Consider the following 15,213-nt stretch of genomic DNA (forward strand, 5'->3'; position numbering starts at 1 on the left):
GAATCAAACTTCATGGCGTGTAAAGAAAGGTCTCTACAAATGCATAATCGGTAAGATATTTGAAGCTATCGATATGGTAGCTCAAATAGATGAAAGAGTAATAGCATTTAAGTAATACACTACTAAAACGACTGTAATAGCGTATTGTATGCCAGCTAGATATGCGCTATACTTGTGTAACACTGGCACAAATAGAAAATCTAATTAAGGAATGACCAATTTCCAGATCATAGAACAAAAACTCAACCGCTTCATACGCAAGTATTATGTGAATGAATTGATACGTGGTGTGATTTTGTTTCTAGCGATAGGTTTATTGTACTTCATTACCGTTGCGGTAGTAGAATATTTTTTCTGGTTGAATAAGTTGGGACGCACCATTTTATTCTGGTTGTTTATCCTGGTAGAGTTGGGACTGCTCTTCAAGTTTGTGGCGATTCCTATTGCGCGATTGGTCAAGCTTTTCTCAGGTATAGATTTCCGCGACGCTAGCGAGATGATAGGCAATCATTTTCCCGAAGTTTCTGATAAGCTGGTTAATGTACTACAGCTGCATGCGAATGGTGGTGATGACGAACTCACATGGGCAAGTATCAATCAAAAAAGCGAGGATCTCAAGCCCATTCCTTTTAGCCTCGCGATCGATTTTAATAATAACAAGCAGTATCTCAAATATTTGGCTGTTCCCATTATCATCATAGGTGCGCTTATCGCCACGGGAAACAATGATGTGATTACAAGTGCCTCAAGAGTCGCAGATTATAAAACCGATTACATACCGCCAGCACCTTTTCGCTTTGAAGTAACTAATGAGAACCTAGATGCTCTGGAAAACGCTCCTTTTATATTAAACGTAAAGGTTGCCGGTACTCGATTGCCAGAAAACGCATCTATCGTAGTAGATGGTCAGAGCTTTTATTTGAATCAGCAGGATTTAGAGACGTATTCGTTCACATTTGAGCGACCGACCTCCAACACGTCGTTTTACCTGATGGCTAATGAGGTGCGTAGTCCAGATTATGTCCTCAATGTAGATAAGGTACCTACCATACAAGGATTTGAGCTGCATATGGACTATCCATCTTACACGGGTAAGAAAGATGAGATTTTAAAAAGTACCGGAAATGCGCTGGTGCCTCAAGGTACCCATATTACTTGGCGTGTTAATACTACTGCCACAGATCTAGTGCAGTTTAGAACAGCAGATAAAAACTCCAATTTTGAAAATGAGGCTGGTGGTTTGTTCGCTTTCGCGAAAGCGATATCCCAACCGCTATCATACTCCATTGTGACTTCAAACAACAAGGTACGAGATCATGAACAGCTGGATTTCAAGATCGAGGTAGTTGCAGACGAGTATCCAGAACTTTCCATGGAAATGAAGCGCGATTCTCTAGACGACCGCATCATGTACTTTAAAGGTCAAGCTGCTGATGATTATGGAATTCGAACCTTGCAGCTGGTGTACTATAAGAATGACCAAGCCAATGACAAGAAGGTTATTGCATTGCCTAACTCTGGCGGTACGTATCAGCAATTTGTGCAATCTTTTCCCGGGAACCTAGCATTAGAACCAGGCAATACCTACAATTTTTATTTTGAAGTCATTGATAATGATGCGGTTAATCGTTTTAAATCCACAAAATCAGAGGTTTATAGCTTTAATAAGGCCACTTTGGACGAAGAAGAGGACTTGCAGCTTCAAGAACAAAAGGAATCCTTATCCAATCTTGAGAAGGCGCTAAAGGAGCAACAAAAGGAACAAGATGTTATTAAAGAGTTGTCTCAAGATCAGATTGAAAAGGATGATCGCAGCTTTAATGATAAGCGTAAATTAGATCAAGCGGTCAAGAACCAGCAAAAGAAGGAACAGGACATTCAAAAACAGCTCAATCGGTTGGAGAATCAACTAGATAAGACAGCTCCCAAGGATGATCCCAAAAAGGCAAAACTGCAGGAACGCCTTCAAGAAACCGCCGCAGAATCCAAGAAGAATGAAGAGTTACTTAAACAAATAGAGGAGTATCAAGACAAGCTTTCTAAAGAGGAGCTTCAAGAGCAACTTGAAAAATCCCAAAAGAAAACTAGGGAACAACAACGAAGCTTAAAACAGTTGCTGGAATTGACTAAACGTTATTACGTAGCCCAAAAGTATGAGCAATTGAGTCGCAAACTTATGGAGATGGCAGAACGTCAAGAAGAACAATCCAAGAAGGATGCTGCTGGCAATACCAGGCAAGATCAAGACAAGCTTAATCAAGAATATGAACAATGGGAGAAGGAGCTGCGTGAGTTAGAGAAAGAGAATAACGACTTACAGAAGCCTATGGACTTAGAATTTGATCCACAGGAATCTGAGGATATAAAATCTGATCAAAATGAAGCCTCAGAATCTTTAAAAAACAAGAATGCGCCACAAGCCAAGCGTAAACAAAAAAGTGCAGCAGATAAGATGAAAAAGCAAGCCGCTGCCATGGAACAGGACATGAATTCCATGGAAGGCGAGCAAATGGAAGAGGATCTGGAAATGTTAAGACAAATATTGGATAATTTGGTGTTGTTTTCTCAGTCCCAAGAGACTGTTTTAGAAGATGTAAAATCTTTGAAATCCAACAGTCCAAGATTAGGCAAGAGCCTTAGATCTCAAAAGGAGTTGGAGCTTGCTTTTAAACACGTCGACGATAGCCTTTTTGCTCTTTCATCACGCAACGCAGATCTAGGCAAAGAAATCAATGAAGAAGTCGTGGATATCTTTTATTACATGGATAAGTCCATGGAACAGCTCGCAGAGTTTGACCTTAATCAAGGTCAGGTTTCCCAGCAGTTTACCTTAGGAAGCGCTAATACGCTAGCTGTCTTACTTAGTGATGTTCTGGATAGTGCCAACAATCCTAATATTGGCCCTGGACAACCAGGTAAATCTGGTCAAGGAGCAGGATTCCAGTTACCTGATTTGATTCGTCAACAGGAAAGTCTCCAAAAGGAAGGTGAAGAGGGCAAGGAAGGAAACAAAGGAAGGCAAGGTCAACAAGGAAAGGAAGGAAAGCAAGGCAACAAAGGAGAACAAGGTAATAAACCGGGTCAAGGAAAACCAGGTGAGTCTGGGCAGGAAGGTCAATCGGGCAAAGCTGGACAGCAAGGTTCAAGAGGAACGACAGGAACTAACGGCAAATCTGGTGAAGGGTCTGCCAGTGAAGGAGAGTCTGGGGAATCTAATGGCAAAGGCAGCGATGGTCAAAATGGAACTAGAGCTAAAGTCGATGGAAAAGATGGCGATGGAAAAGGGTCAGGAAATGGATCCAATGATGGTGATGGCGAGGAAGAAAATTCCTATAGAGAAAGTGAAGAGGAAAGCCAACGTATTTATGAAATCTACAAGCAGCAACAGGAATTGCGCAATCAGCTTGAGGACATGATTATTAATGAAGGTCTTCAAAAGAAGGTAGATGAGATCACAGGCGCCATGAAAGGTGTTGAACGAAAGTTACTGGATCAAGGCCACAATAGAGAAGTACAACAACAAATGAGTGAGATTATTCATGATCTTTTAAAGTTGAAGGATGCGAATGCAGAGCAAGGCGAGGAAAATCAACGCCAATCTGAAACTAATTTCAATCAGTTTGAAAACCCTTTAAAGCTAGATGAAGAGCTTATACAGCGATACTTCAATAATAAGGAGATTCTCAACCGACAAGTATTACCTTTGCAGCCACAATACCGCAGTAAGGTAAAGGAGTACTTTAAGACAGATGATTGATTTTTCATACCAGAAGGATTTCCAGTTAAAACATGAGCAGGATCACGTTCATTGGCTTCATAAAGTTGCCGATTTTCATGATGCTACTGTTGATGTTTTAGGGTATGTTTTTTGTGATGATGAATACGTTCACTCCATCAATCTGCAACATTTAGATCACGATACATATACAGATATTATCACTTTTGATTATGGAACGGATACTGTCCTTGAAGGTGAAATTTATATTAGTATCGATAGAGTAGAAGATAATGCTAGTGATTTAGGTGAGGATTTTGATACTGAGTTGCGCAGAGTAATGTGTCATGGTCTGCTTCATATGATAGGTTATGATGATGACACCACAGAAAAGAAGGCAAAAATGCGAGCCTTAGAAAATGAAGCATTACAAATGTTTCACGTGAAACAATAGATATGTTCCAAGATAAATATGATGTAATTGTAGTGGGTGCTGGTCACGCTGGTAGCGAGGCTGCTGCTGTTGCGGCCAATATGGGTGCAACTACACTACTTGTTACCATGAACCTTCAAACTATAGGGCAGATGTCATGCAATCCTGCTATGGGTGGCATTGCAAAGGGTCAAATTGTTAGAGAAATAGACGCTTTAGGTGGATTAAGCGGCATTGTTAGTGACAATAGTGCGATACAATTCAAGATGCTTAATAAATCGAAAGGTCCTGCGATGTGGTCTCCACGTACTCAAAACGATCGTATGAGATTTGCCGAGGAATGGCGAAAAGAATTGGAAGCTATCCCAACCTTGGATTTTTATCAAGAGATGATTTCTGGTTTGATTATCGAAAAAGGTAAAGTGGTAGGCGTGAAATCTTCTTTGGGAATTGAGATAAGAGCTAAATCTGTAGTGTTGACAAACGGCACCTTTTTAAATGGGCTTATCCATATTGGTGAAAAGCAGTTTGGTGGCGGTAGAGCAGGAGAACGTAATAGTACTGGTATAACAGAACAACTCATTGATTTAGGTTTTGAATCGGGTAGGATGAAAACGGGAACTCCACCACGTGTGGACGGTAGGTCGTTGGATTATTCAAAAATGAGCGTTCAGCCTGGTGATGATGTAGTTTCTAAATTTAGTTACACGGATCGTTCTAATAAGCTTTCGCGACAGCGAGATTGTCACATGACTTACACGAGTCCATTGGTCCATGATTTGTTGCGGGAAGGATTCGATCGCAGCCCAATGTTTAATGGTAGAATTAAAAGTGTTGGTCCTAGATATTGTCCATCTATCGAAGATAAAATTGACCGTTTTGCAACAAAGGATAGACATCAAATGTTTATTGAGCCCGAAGGTTGGGATACGGTAGAGGTTTACGTAAATGGCTTTAGTACGTCGTTGCCAGAAGATGTCCAGTTTAAAGCCTTACGCTCTGTCGTAGGTTTTGAAAAAGTGAAATTTTTCCGTCCTGGATATGCTATAGAATACGACTACTTCCCGCCTACGCAATTAAAACATACGCTGGAGACCAAGATTATTGAGAATCTGTATTTCGCAGGTCAGATTAATGGCACTACTGGTTATGAAGAGGCTGCCTCTCAAGGAATGATGGCCGGTATCAATGCGGTACGTAAAATAAGGGAAGAGGAAGCTTTTATTTTACGTAGAGATGATGCTTATATAGGAGTTCTTATTGATGACTTGATTACTAAAGGTACGGAAGAGCCTTATAGAATGTTTACCTCGCGAGCGGAATATAGAACACTTTTGCGCCAGGATAATGCTGATTTACGTCTGACTCCATCTGCTTACAAGTTAGGAATCGTTGGTGAAGATAGACTACGAACAGTAGAGCGCAAAAAGGAGGAAACTGAAAAAATGATTCAGTTTTTTAGAAATACCAGCTATAGTTATCCTGAAATGAATGAACTTTTGGAAGAGAAAAATTCGGCCACAGTGACTCAGGACGATAAATTTTTCAAGGTATTTGCACGCCCACAAATCGGTATGGATGATTTAAGAAGATTTGATGAGGTTGAAAACTACATTCAGGAGCATGATCTCAATGAGGATATTCTGGAACAAGTAGAAGTACAAGTCAAATATTCTGGTTACATAAATAAAGAGAAAGAGAACGCTGATAAATTGAATCGATTGGAAGACATCAAGATTCCAGAGAACTTTGATTTTAGCAAAATTCAGTCTATTTCTATTGAAGCGCGCCAAAAGTTAAAGGCGGTTCAGCCTGTAACTATTTCTCAAGCCTCTAGAATTTCTGGTGTAAACCCTAATGATATTTCAGTTTTATTGGTTCACATGGGCCGATAGTTTCACGTGAAACAATGATTAAAAAAACCGATTTATATTTAGAGACGCGTGATCATTTCTTAACCCAAAAGAGGTTTGAGATTAGTAAAACTTCCATAGAAGGTTTGTTAATCACAACACCGCAACCTAGAGATCTGGATAAGTATTATGACACCTCAGAATACTTATCCCATGATGATTCCAATAATTCATTATTTGCAAGATTATATCGCTTTGCGCGAAAGCTGAACATTAAGTCAAAATTTAAACTCATTTCTAAATACGATGCTGGTGGTCGTATTCTCGATGTAGGTGCAGGGAATGGAGAGCTTGTCAAATATCTAGTTCAAGAACGACTAGACGCTCAAGGCTATGAGCCAAGTGAATTAGCTCGAAAAGTTGCCTATCAAAAAGGGGTGCGTTTATTAGACCACTTGCCGGTTCGTAACAAACAACATTATCAGGTCATCCAGATGTTTCATGTACTGGAACATGTAAAGGATCCTCAAAAATTATTGGATGATCTTTACTCAATGTTGACCGATGACGGGATTTTAATAATTGCATTGCCCAACTATGAAAGTCTGGACGCAAAGATTTTTAAAAGCTATTGGGCAGGATATGATGTTCCCAGGCACTTATATCATTTCAATGAAAAAGGGATTTCCAATCTTACTTCATCAAAATTCAATCTTATAGAAAAGCGACCTATGTGGTTTGATAGTTTTTACGTGTCCATACTTTCGGCACGATACAAAAAACTACCGCTAGCATTTCTATGTGGGATTTTTATTGGAATCTGCTCGAATATCATGAGCTTGCTGTCTTCAGAGCCTTCTTCAAGGATTTATGCCTTCAAAAAATCAAAATAAAGCGATTTAAAGCTGTTTTTCAAGTCGCAGCGTATGATTTGCTGCCTAAAACGAGAAACGTGGGCAATCGCTTTATAATAAAGCCAAATTTAATTCAAGACCTTTATAGTGATTTTCTAAGCGATAGATATTATCGATTCCAGCCAGTATAGGCCAAAAATGGAAACAAGGAAGTAAATCCCAACTCTGGATGCACCTTTATAGTCATCAATCATTCTAAGGCCAATTAAAAATATTAAGCAAAGAATACTAGAACCTAAAAATGTGCTTCTGGCGATTTCAAAATCCTCTGCATAAATAATATCCCATATTCCTAATGCGGCCAATGTGACGATAATTATTTCAAACGCGATGATAAACGTGATGATGGGAATAATTGCTTTTCCTATTAGCGTTTTAGCATACATCAACTTGAAGTTCTCTTGAGTAGATTTCCAACCATTGATCTTCTCATATGCAGATATGATGTAAGTGATCAATAGAAAGAACAAGATAAGGATCAGTCCTGCGTGAGAAATATTCATCTAGATAATAATTGCCGCAAATCTATTGCCTTACAGATGAATACGTAGCAAAATGACACAAATGTTACCGTTTGTCGATTTTAGGCCTTTTTGTGTAGGATTTTAGTCATACCTATGCTCAAATCCGTGAATACAATTTTTGCATTAGCATTTCTATCGATATGCATTAATGCCATTTCAAAACTCTCGCTTATTTCGGTTAATCTATGACCGTCAATAAAAGCAGCGAATTTTGACAAATCAAATCCGGTTTTGGTTTCAAAATATACAGCGCTCTCTGCACGGTAATTAAGCAACATCGCTTGCCTGAACAATTCTAGGGCAAAGTTTAAAAAGCGCTTTTGTGTTTCTCTGTTTACCGCGGCAATTGTTTCGGCCCATTCAATGAGACCTGTAATTGCGCTAGGTTTCCCTTTGGCACTAAATGCGGTGCGTACCCAATGGACAAACCACTCTTCAAAAAGCACGTCTTCACTATCGTTTTCAACGAGTTTCAGCGCGCGACCATAGCTACCATTAGACTGTCTAGCAGCGATATAGGCTTGATTTTCGCTTATCTGCTTTTCGTTTTGTAACGCTTTCGCAATAGCGGTAGTAGATAATTTTGGAATATGCAACACCTGACAGCGAGACCTAATGGTGTTAAGTATAAGGTTCTCATTTTCAGTCAATAAAATAAGAACGGTGCCAGCTGGTGGTTCTTCAATGAGCTTCAATAGTTTATTGGAAGCGGCCGTATTTAGGAACTCTGCACCCCAAATAATGCAGACTTTGGCGCCACCTTCATAGGATTTAAGACTCAGTTTACGACTTATGTCTGTGGCTTCATGCACCCTAATCTCACAGGATTTCTTCTCAATGTCTGCCAATTGATACCAATCTTCCATAGCTCCATAGGGATTGGATTGTAAAAATTGCCGCCATTCTGAAGCAAAGTCATCAGAAACCGGTTTTGTAGAAGATTTTGAAGTGCTGGCTACTGGATAGGCAAAGTGAAGATCTGGATGTGAAAGATCTTGCACCCTTTTGTCACATACTTGATCACCTTGCTCACACAAAATCAAATTAGCATAGTAATGAGCTAAAGGTAATGCGCCACTACCAGAAGGTCCCACAAACAGCTGCGCATGTGCAATGCGGTTTTTTGCAACGGTGGTCTGCAAGTGTTTTTTAAGATGTTCCAGTCCTATGATATCGTGCTCCTGCATAATGCAAATATAGAAGTCTGGAAAGCAGGTTGAGCCATATCGGTTATATTTGTGAGACGCACAAAAACGACTTAAACATGAAAATAGATCAAATATCTTTTAATAATAAAACCGCGCTCATTAGAGTGGATTTCAATGTGCCTCTTAATGAGGACTTAAAGGTGACTGATACCACTCGTATTCAGGCTGCAAAAGACACCATCATCCATGTGTTGGAACATGGCGGATCTGTAGTTCTGATGTCACACCTGGGAAGACCTGATGGAACGGTTCAGGATAAATATTCCCTGAAACATATTGTGGACACGGCATCTGATATTTTAGGTGTACAAGTACAATTTATTGAAGAAAGCACTGGAGAAGCGGTAAGGGAAAAAGCTAAAAACCTACATCCTGGTGAGGTTTTGATGATTGAAAACCTAAGATTCCATAAAGAGGAAACAGACGGTGATGAAGAATTTGCAAAGCAACTTGCTCAATTAGGTGATGTCTACATCAACGACGCTTTTGGAACGGCTCACAGAGCACATGCATCGACCACCGTTGTAGCACAGTTTTTTGATGAAAAATGTTACGGCAAACTCATGTCCAAAGAGATTGATAGCCTCAACAAAGTATTGGAAACACCTACAAAACCAGTAATTGCCATTCTAGGTGGTGCCAAGGTCTCTTCTAAAATAACGGTAATTGAAAACATCCTAGAAAAAGTGGATCACTTGATTCTAGCTGGTGGTATGGCTTATACATTCATCAAGGCCAAAGGTGGAAATATAGGCGACTCGCTAGTGGAAGAAGACAAGCAGGAACTAGCGTTAGAAATTCTTAAAAAGGCCGAAGAGCTGAATACGAAAATCCACTTGCCGGTTGACTCTATTACAGCAGATGCCTTTTCTGAGCAGGCCACTCGCGATGTGGCACCTATCGACAACATTCCTGACGGCTGGATGGGATTGGACATAGGCCAGCAATCCAGAAAGCAATTTGCTGAAGTAATTAAAAATTGCAAGACCATCTTGTGGAATGGTCCAGCAGGAGTTTTTGAAATGGAACCTTTTTCACATGGAACGATCGCATTGGGAGATGCCGTAGCAGAGGCTACCGCAAATGGTGCATTCTCTCTAGTTGGTGGTGGAGATTCGGTAAGTGCCGTGAAGCAATTTGGGTTTGAAAACAAGGTAAGTTATGTCTCTACTGGCGGCGGCGCGATGCTAGAAATGCTGGAAGGAAAAACTTTATCAGGAATTAAAGCCATCCAAGAGTAAAAATGGCAGGAACATTGATCAATCAATTTTCATGAATAGAATCAAAAAAGTATCTCTATGCGTTTTGGGTTGTTCCATGTTTGCGGCAACCGCACAACAGCCGGCCGTTGAAACCGTACTCAAGGACACGATTCAAATAAAACAACTGGAAGGTAACCTTGAGATCCAACCGGTAAAAGCTAGTGATACCTTGGGAATGGCAACGTTCCCAGAGGTTGACACCTATGACCAGCGATTTCAAGAACTCTTGTACAGTCACGACGGTTTTGAATATATGTTTGACCGAGAAGACGAGGTTGTGGACCTGGATTTGAGTGATGTTGAATTGTCAACAGACACGCTTAAAGCTAGGTTGCAGCGTATCAATCAAGGCACTCCTTTCCAGATAGATTACAACCCTATACTTGAGAACCTTATCAAGAAAAAGCTCAAGTACAACCGTGTTTATCTAGAACGCATCATGACCTTGAGCGATTATTATTTTCCACTGTTTGAAGAACAGCTGGATCGGTTTGATGTACCGCTAGAAATGAAATATCTCGCGATTGTAGAGAGCGCTCTGGATCCTAAAATCAAAAGTAGGGTAGGAGCGACAGGACTGTGGCAGTTCATGTTGCCTACGGGACGCTTGATGGGTCTTGAGGTAGATTCTTACGTGGATGAGCGTATGGACCCCATGAAATCTACCATTGCGGCCTGTAAATATCTTAACAAGCTCTATGATATTTATGAAGATTGGGATCTAGCACTTGCTGCCTACAATAGCGGCGCAGGAAATGTCAACAAAGCGATACGACGCAGCGGTGGCCGCAAGAACTATTGGAACCTGAGACCTTATTTGCCACGTGAAACGGCAGACTACGTGCCACAGTTCCAGGCGATGATGTATTTGTACACCTATGCTGCAGAGCATGGATTCAAGCCACAGCGTCCATCCAGATTGATGATGGGAACCGATACGGTGCTGGTCAAGAAAAAGATTCATTTTGACCACATTGCACAGGCTCTGGATGTGGATACAGAAATGATTCAATATTACAACCCGAGTTATAAACTGGATATTATCCCAGTGATTGAAGGAAAACCGCATTATTTGAGACTTCCTAAAGATCAAATCGCTTCGTTTGTGGGCAATGAGGAGAAAGTGTACGCTTTCGCGAAAGCGGAATCTGATAAAGCAGAAAAGCCAGACCCTAATCTATTGGTACCTCAATCCAGCATTACTTACACGGTGCGAAAGGGTGATTATTTGGGTAAAATCGCCAATAAATACAGGGTGAACGTGAGCCAAATCAAAAGGTGGAACGGTTTACGCAGTAATAATCTAAAAATAGGCCAGCGCCTTAAGATCATGACACGTGGCTCGGTCGCCACAACGGCATCGACCAGCAGCACGTACAAGGTTAAAAGTGGTGATAGTCTATGGGAAATAGGTAAGAAGCACGGTGTGAGTGTGGCGCAGCTCAAAAAGCTCAACCCTGATAAAACGTCAACCCTAAGGCCTGGAATGACTCTCAACTTAAAGTAACAACATGAAATATTACATCTATTTATTATCGTCTTTAATCATGATTTCTTGTAATGAGAAATCGGTACGTATTAATGACAGTGCCGGTAAACTTAACGACATACTGGTCGTTATTGACAGTGATAATTGGGACGGTCAGATAGGCGACAGCATAAGAGCGGTGCTCGCGAGACCTATTGATGGTATTGTACGTGAGGAGCCTATGTTTACGCTTAATCAGGTTAAGCCAGAGTCGTTTAGCGGCATGCTTAAAAAATCCCGCAACTACCTGTTTATTCAAAAATCAGACAGTACTGGTGTTGCGATAAGAAAGGATAAATATGCGATGCCTCAGTTGGGCGTTATCATTAGAGGACCCAACACACAAGCCATTGCCACGGCTATAAGTGACAATGCAGACGATATCATCAACATTTTTAACGACAGCGAGATAGCGGAAAAACAGCGTCTTATAAAGCAAGTGCAATTAAATACAGACGGTATCAAAGATCGGTTTGGCATTGTGATTACTGTACCTCAAGCGTATTTTGAAGCAAAACGAGAAGATCCTGATTTTGTTTGGCTTAGACGTCCGATACCAGAAGGAACCATGGACATCATGATTTATGAAGTTCCTTTAAATGAAATTAACAGAGACAGCACAGTAGTACAGGATATTGTTAGAGTAAGAGATTCTATAGGCAGCAGAAAAATTCCAGTAGATAATGGGACGTTTTTAACAGAGCCTGCGTTTTCTCCTTTTGTAAATGAAACACAGATTGATGGCAAGTTTGCCTTTGAAACTAAGGGAACTTGGTATGTCAAAAATAAATTTATGGCGGGTCCTTTTGTAAACTATGCCGTATACAATGAATCCAAAGAGAACTGGCTTATTATAGAAGGCTATGTATCTGCTCCTAATGCAGAACAGCGCAACTACCTTTTTGAGCTGGAAGCCATATTGAAGAGCATTGACTTTGTAGAATAACTCATAGATCTATTCCAATAAAAAAGCCCTAGAAATCACTTTCTAGGGCTTTTTAAGTATTGTTATGTAGATGAAATTTTATTTAGAATTGATTCCTTTAGTAGAATCTTCTTTTTCATCTTCTTTAGTGGCATCCTTGAATTCCTTGATACCGCCGCCTAGACCGCGCATCAATTCGGGTATTTTTTTACCGCCAAAAAGCAGTACCAAAACCAGCACGATAAGAACTACCTGCCACACGCCGAACATTCCCAAAATAAAACCAGTTATCATAATTTCCATTTTTTATAGATTACAAAGATACAAAACGACCTACTTCTAATCATTACCCTTAACATTCAATAATTGGACCGCTTAAACAATCCATTATCGATGGGTGCGTTTGTTATATTTGTAAAGACTCATGGAAAAACCTAAAAAGAAATACAAAGGCAAGTGGCGCAATCATTATAGGCTTGTGGTGCTTAATGACGATACCTTTGAAGAGCGTTTTAGCCTCAAGCTTACCAGGCTTAATGTATTCACGGTAACTTTAGTGAGCGCCGTTTTGCTGGTAGGGCTTACCACCTTTTTTATTGCATTTACACCTATCCGTGAATTTATTCCAGGTTATTCCAGTAGCGAGGTGCGCAATGAAACCACCGCCTTATTGAGAGAAACAGATTCTCTCAAAGCAAAGCTGGCTTTGAATGAGCAGCAATACAGCCGTATAAAAATGGTGTTGAGTGGTGATATCACCAGTGAGGAATATGCCCGTATTGACAGCATTGCGCAGGTGGAAACTACTATATCCTTATCAGATTTTGCACCCAGCAAAGAAGATAGCCTTCTACGGGAAGAAGTCGCTCGCGAGGATAAATACAACCTGATTGAAGGCGCTAAAGCCAGAACCAATTTTGTTTTTTTTAATCCATTAAAGGGTAAGATTTCAAACGGTTACAACCCAAAAGAAAAACACTATGGTGTTGATGTCACCGCAGCAGTCAATACACCTATCAAGGCCGCAGCCGCGGGAACGGTTATCTTCTCAGGTTGGAGCGCAGAAACCGGTTACACCATTTTACTGGAGCATTCCTATGGACTGCTCACCGTCTATAAACATTGCGGTACTCTTACTAAAAGCCAAAACGATAAGGTCCTGGCTGGCGAGGTCATTGCAAGTGTGGGCAATACCGGCGAACTCACAAATGGGCCGCATCTACACTTTGAGCTTTGGAGTGATGGCTATGCGCTGGATCCCATCAACTTTATAAATTTTGAGTAATGTCCATTAAGTCCATTGCAGCAAAGGTTTTTGCGGCTGCTGTCCACAAGAAAACCCAAAAATGGGCTAGCAACCCAATCAAATCACAGCAAAGGGTTTTTCATGATTTGCTCAAGATGGCTGGAGATACCGCTTTCGCGAAAGCGCACTCGTTCTCCACCATAAAAACGCACCAAGACTTCATCAATCAAGTACCCATACGCGATTATGAGCAGCTGAAGCCTTTTGTGGATCGAGTAGTGGCCGGAGAAGAAGACGTTTTATGGCCGGGCAAGCCACTCTATTTTGCCAAGACCTCTGGAACTACCAGCGGTGCCAAATACATACCATTGACTAAAGAATCCATGCCAGAGCACATAAAGGCCGCTCGCAATGCGATCTTGAGCTACATTCATGAGACAGGCAACTCGAGGTTTGTGGATGGGAAAATGATCTTTCTTCAAGGCAGCCCAGAACTTGAAGAAAAAAATGGAATACAATTGGGACGCTTAAGCGGTATCGTCGCTCATTATGTGCCAGACTACTTGCAACGTAACCGTATGCCCAGCTGGCAAACTAACTGCATTGAGGACTGGGAAACAAAGGTTGAGGCCGTGATTGATGAGACCCTAAAGGAAAACATGACGGTAATCTCTGGAATTCCCAGCTGGTTGCAAATGTATTTTGAACGTATCGTGGCAAGAACCGGTAAGAAAGTGGGCGAGGTTTTCCCAAATCTGGAACTATTAATTTATGGTGGCGTCAACTTTGAGCCCTATAAAGCAAAATTTGACTCTCTAATAGGGCGACCTATCAATAGTATTGAGCTGTTTCCAGCCAGCGAAGGGTTTTTTGCCTATCAGGACAAACAAACCGAAAAAGGAATGCTCCTGCTGCTGGATGCGGGAATTTTCTACGAGTTCATCCCAGCAGATCAGTTTCATGAAGAAAACCCGCCTAGACTGACCATAGGCGACGTCCAGATAGGTGTGAATTATGTGATGATCATATCAACTACCGCAGGTTTATGGGCCTATAACATAGGTGACACCATAGCTTTCACTTCAACAGACCCGTATCGCGTAGTGGTAACGGGAAGAATCAAGCATTACATCAGTGCCAGCGGTGAGCATGTGATAGGGAAAGAGGTAGAAGAAGCGATGAAGGCTGCTATATCACATACAAACCTAGTCGTAAATGAATTTACGGTAGCACCACAACTGGATCCGCCAGCTGGTGAGTTGCCATTTCACGAGTGGTTTGTCGAGATGGACACCTCACCAGATAAAGCACAACTTAAAGCATTTGCCGCCCAGCTAGACCTTGAAATGCGCCAGCAAAACAGTTATTACGACGACCTTATTAAAGGAAAAGTGCTACAACCGCTTCAGATTCAAGTACTCAAAACAGGCGCCTTCAAGGAATACATGAAAAGCATCGGTAAATTAGGCGGTCAAAACAAACTGCCGAGACTTTCCAACGATAGGAAGATTGCTAGCTATCTGGAGAAAGTGAATCACTCTTAAGCAACCATTTTTGTTACCATTTCTTCATACACCATAACCTGCTTAAATAGAGCTATACTGC

General features: G+C 41.0%; 12 protein-coding genes. 9 read left to right on the forward strand and 3 right to left on the reverse strand.

Annotated features, from left to right (window positions below; genetic code table 11):
• Positions 1 to 211 precede the first annotated feature (211 nt).
• Genes BST86_RS12075 through BST86_RS12090 form a run of 4 tightly spaced genes read left to right on the forward strand, consistent with a single transcriptional unit; the run spans position 212 to position 6,894 of the window.
• A complete protein-coding gene (locus tag BST86_RS12075) occupies positions 212 to 3,757 on the forward strand; it encodes a DUF4175 family protein (protein WP_105983463.1) in 3,546 nt (1,181 codons plus the stop codon).
• Positions 3,750 to 4,169 carry an rRNA maturation RNase YbeY gene (gene ybeY / locus BST86_RS12080; RefSeq protein WP_105983464.1) on the forward strand — a complete coding sequence of 140 codons (420 nt, stop codon included), beginning with the start codon at positions 3,750 to 3,752 and terminating at the stop codon, positions 4,167 to 4,169. Before BST86_RS12075 ends, ybeY begins: the two co-directional genes overlap by 8 nt.
• Positions 4,170 to 4,171: 2 nt before the next feature.
• Positions 4,172 to 6,043: a tRNA uridine-5-carboxymethylaminomethyl(34) synthesis enzyme MnmG gene (gene mnmG / locus BST86_RS12085; protein WP_105983465.1), complete on the forward strand. Its 1,872-nt coding sequence runs from the start codon at positions 4,172 to 4,174 to the stop codon at positions 6,041 to 6,043.
• 14 nt (positions 6,044 to 6,057) lie between these two features.
• A complete protein-coding gene (locus tag BST86_RS12090) occupies positions 6,058 to 6,894 on the forward strand; it encodes a class I SAM-dependent methyltransferase (RefSeq protein ID WP_105983466.1) in 837 nt (278 codons plus the stop codon).
• 116 nt (positions 6,895 to 7,010) lie between these two features.
• Here BST86_RS12090 and BST86_RS12095 read toward each other — a convergent pair whose 3' ends face one another.
• Both BST86_RS12095 and BST86_RS12100 read right to left on the reverse strand, forming a co-directional pair.
• Positions 7,011 to 7,418 (reverse strand): hypothetical protein, encoded by a 408-nt coding sequence (locus tag BST86_RS12095; protein WP_105983467.1) that lies wholly within the window; start codon positions 7,416 to 7,418, stop codon positions 7,011 to 7,013.
• An 80-nt stretch (positions 7,419 to 7,498) separates the two neighbouring features.
• A complete protein-coding gene (locus tag BST86_RS12100) occupies positions 7,499 to 8,626 on the reverse strand; it encodes a DNA polymerase III subunit (RefSeq protein ID WP_105983468.1) in 1,128 nt (375 codons plus the stop codon).
• 77 nt (positions 8,627 to 8,703) lie between these two features.
• On the opposite strand from BST86_RS12100, the gene BST86_RS12105 reads away from it, so the two are divergent.
• Genes BST86_RS12105 through BST86_RS12115 form a run of 3 tightly spaced genes read left to right on the forward strand, consistent with a single transcriptional unit; the run spans position 8,704 to position 12,383 of the window.
• Positions 8,704 to 9,888: a phosphoglycerate kinase gene (locus BST86_RS12105; RefSeq protein ID WP_105983469.1), complete on the forward strand. Its 1,185-nt coding sequence runs from the start codon at positions 8,704 to 8,706 to the stop codon at positions 9,886 to 9,888.
• A 31-nt stretch (positions 9,889 to 9,919) separates the two neighbouring features.
• Positions 9,920 to 11,416, forward strand: a complete 1,497-nt coding sequence (locus BST86_RS12110; RefSeq protein WP_105983470.1) for a LysM peptidoglycan-binding domain-containing protein — start codon at positions 9,920 to 9,922, stop codon at positions 11,414 to 11,416.
• Between the two features lie 4 nt (positions 11,417 to 11,420).
• A complete protein-coding gene (locus BST86_RS12115; protein ID WP_105983471.1) occupies positions 11,421 to 12,383 on the forward strand; it encodes a DUF4837 family protein in 963 nt (320 codons plus the stop codon).
• A 78-nt stretch (positions 12,384 to 12,461) separates the two neighbouring features.
• On the opposite strand, the gene tatA is transcribed toward BST86_RS12115, so the two are convergent.
• Complete coding sequence (gene tatA / locus BST86_RS12120) at positions 12,462 to 12,656, reverse strand: twin-arginine translocase TatA/TatE family subunit (protein WP_055413647.1); 195 nt, start codon at positions 12,654 to 12,656, stop codon at positions 12,462 to 12,464.
• Positions 12,657 to 12,786: 130 nt separating this feature from the next.
• On the opposite strand from tatA, the gene BST86_RS12125 reads away from it, so the two are divergent.
• Complete coding sequence (locus BST86_RS12125) at positions 12,787 to 13,647, forward strand: M23 family metallopeptidase (RefSeq protein ID WP_055411481.1); 861 nt, start codon at positions 12,787 to 12,789, stop codon at positions 13,645 to 13,647.
• Positions 13,647 to 15,152, forward strand: coding sequence for a GH3 auxin-responsive promoter family protein (locus tag BST86_RS12130; protein WP_105983472.1), 1,506 nt, complete (start codon positions 13,647 to 13,649; stop codon positions 15,150 to 15,152). The genes BST86_RS12125 and BST86_RS12130 overlap by 1 nt, the downstream gene beginning before the upstream one ends.
• The last annotated feature ends 61 nt before the right edge of the window (positions 15,153 to 15,213 follow it).

The sequence above is a fragment of the Nonlabens agnitus genome, assembly GCF_002994045.1.
Classification (GTDB): Bacteria; Bacteroidota; Bacteroidia; order Flavobacteriales; family Flavobacteriaceae; genus Nonlabens; species Nonlabens agnitus.

Excerpts from the sequence above, each read along its gene's own strand:
- mnmG (WP_105983465.1), top strand. The coding sequence starts at position 4,172 with ATGTTCCAAGATAAATATGATGTAATTGTAGTGGGTGCTGGTCACGCT.
- tatA (WP_055413647.1), bottom strand. The coding sequence starts at position 12,656 with ATGATAACTGGTTTTATTTTGGGAATGTTCGGCGTGTGGCAGGTAGTT.
- BST86_RS12095 (WP_105983467.1), bottom strand. The coding sequence starts at position 7,418 with ATGAATATTTCTCACGCAGGACTGATCCTTATCTTGTTCTTTCTATTG.
- BST86_RS12115 (WP_105983471.1), top strand. The coding sequence starts at position 11,421 with ATGAAATATTACATCTATTTATTATCGTCTTTAATCATGATTTCTTGT.
- BST86_RS12100 (WP_105983468.1), bottom strand. The coding sequence starts at position 8,626 with ATGCAGGAGCACGATATCATAGGACTGGAACATCTTAAAAAACACTTG.
- BST86_RS12090 (WP_105983466.1), top strand. The coding sequence starts at position 6,058 with ATGATTAAAAAAACCGATTTATATTTAGAGACGCGTGATCATTTCTTA.
- BST86_RS12130 (WP_105983472.1), top strand. The coding sequence starts at position 13,647 with ATGTCCATTAAGTCCATTGCAGCAAAGGTTTTTGCGGCTGCTGTCCAC.
- BST86_RS12110 (WP_105983470.1), top strand. The coding sequence starts at position 9,920 with ATGAATAGAATCAAAAAAGTATCTCTATGCGTTTTGGGTTGTTCCATG.
- BST86_RS12105 (WP_105983469.1), top strand. The coding sequence starts at position 8,704 with ATGAAAATAGATCAAATATCTTTTAATAATAAAACCGCGCTCATTAGA.
- ybeY (WP_105983464.1), top strand. The coding sequence starts at position 3,750 with ATGATTGATTTTTCATACCAGAAGGATTTCCAGTTAAAACATGAGCAG.
- BST86_RS12125 (WP_055411481.1), top strand. The coding sequence starts at position 12,787 with ATGGAAAAACCTAAAAAGAAATACAAAGGCAAGTGGCGCAATCATTAT.
- BST86_RS12075 (WP_105983463.1), top strand. The coding sequence starts at position 212 with ATGACCAATTTCCAGATCATAGAACAAAAACTCAACCGCTTCATACGC.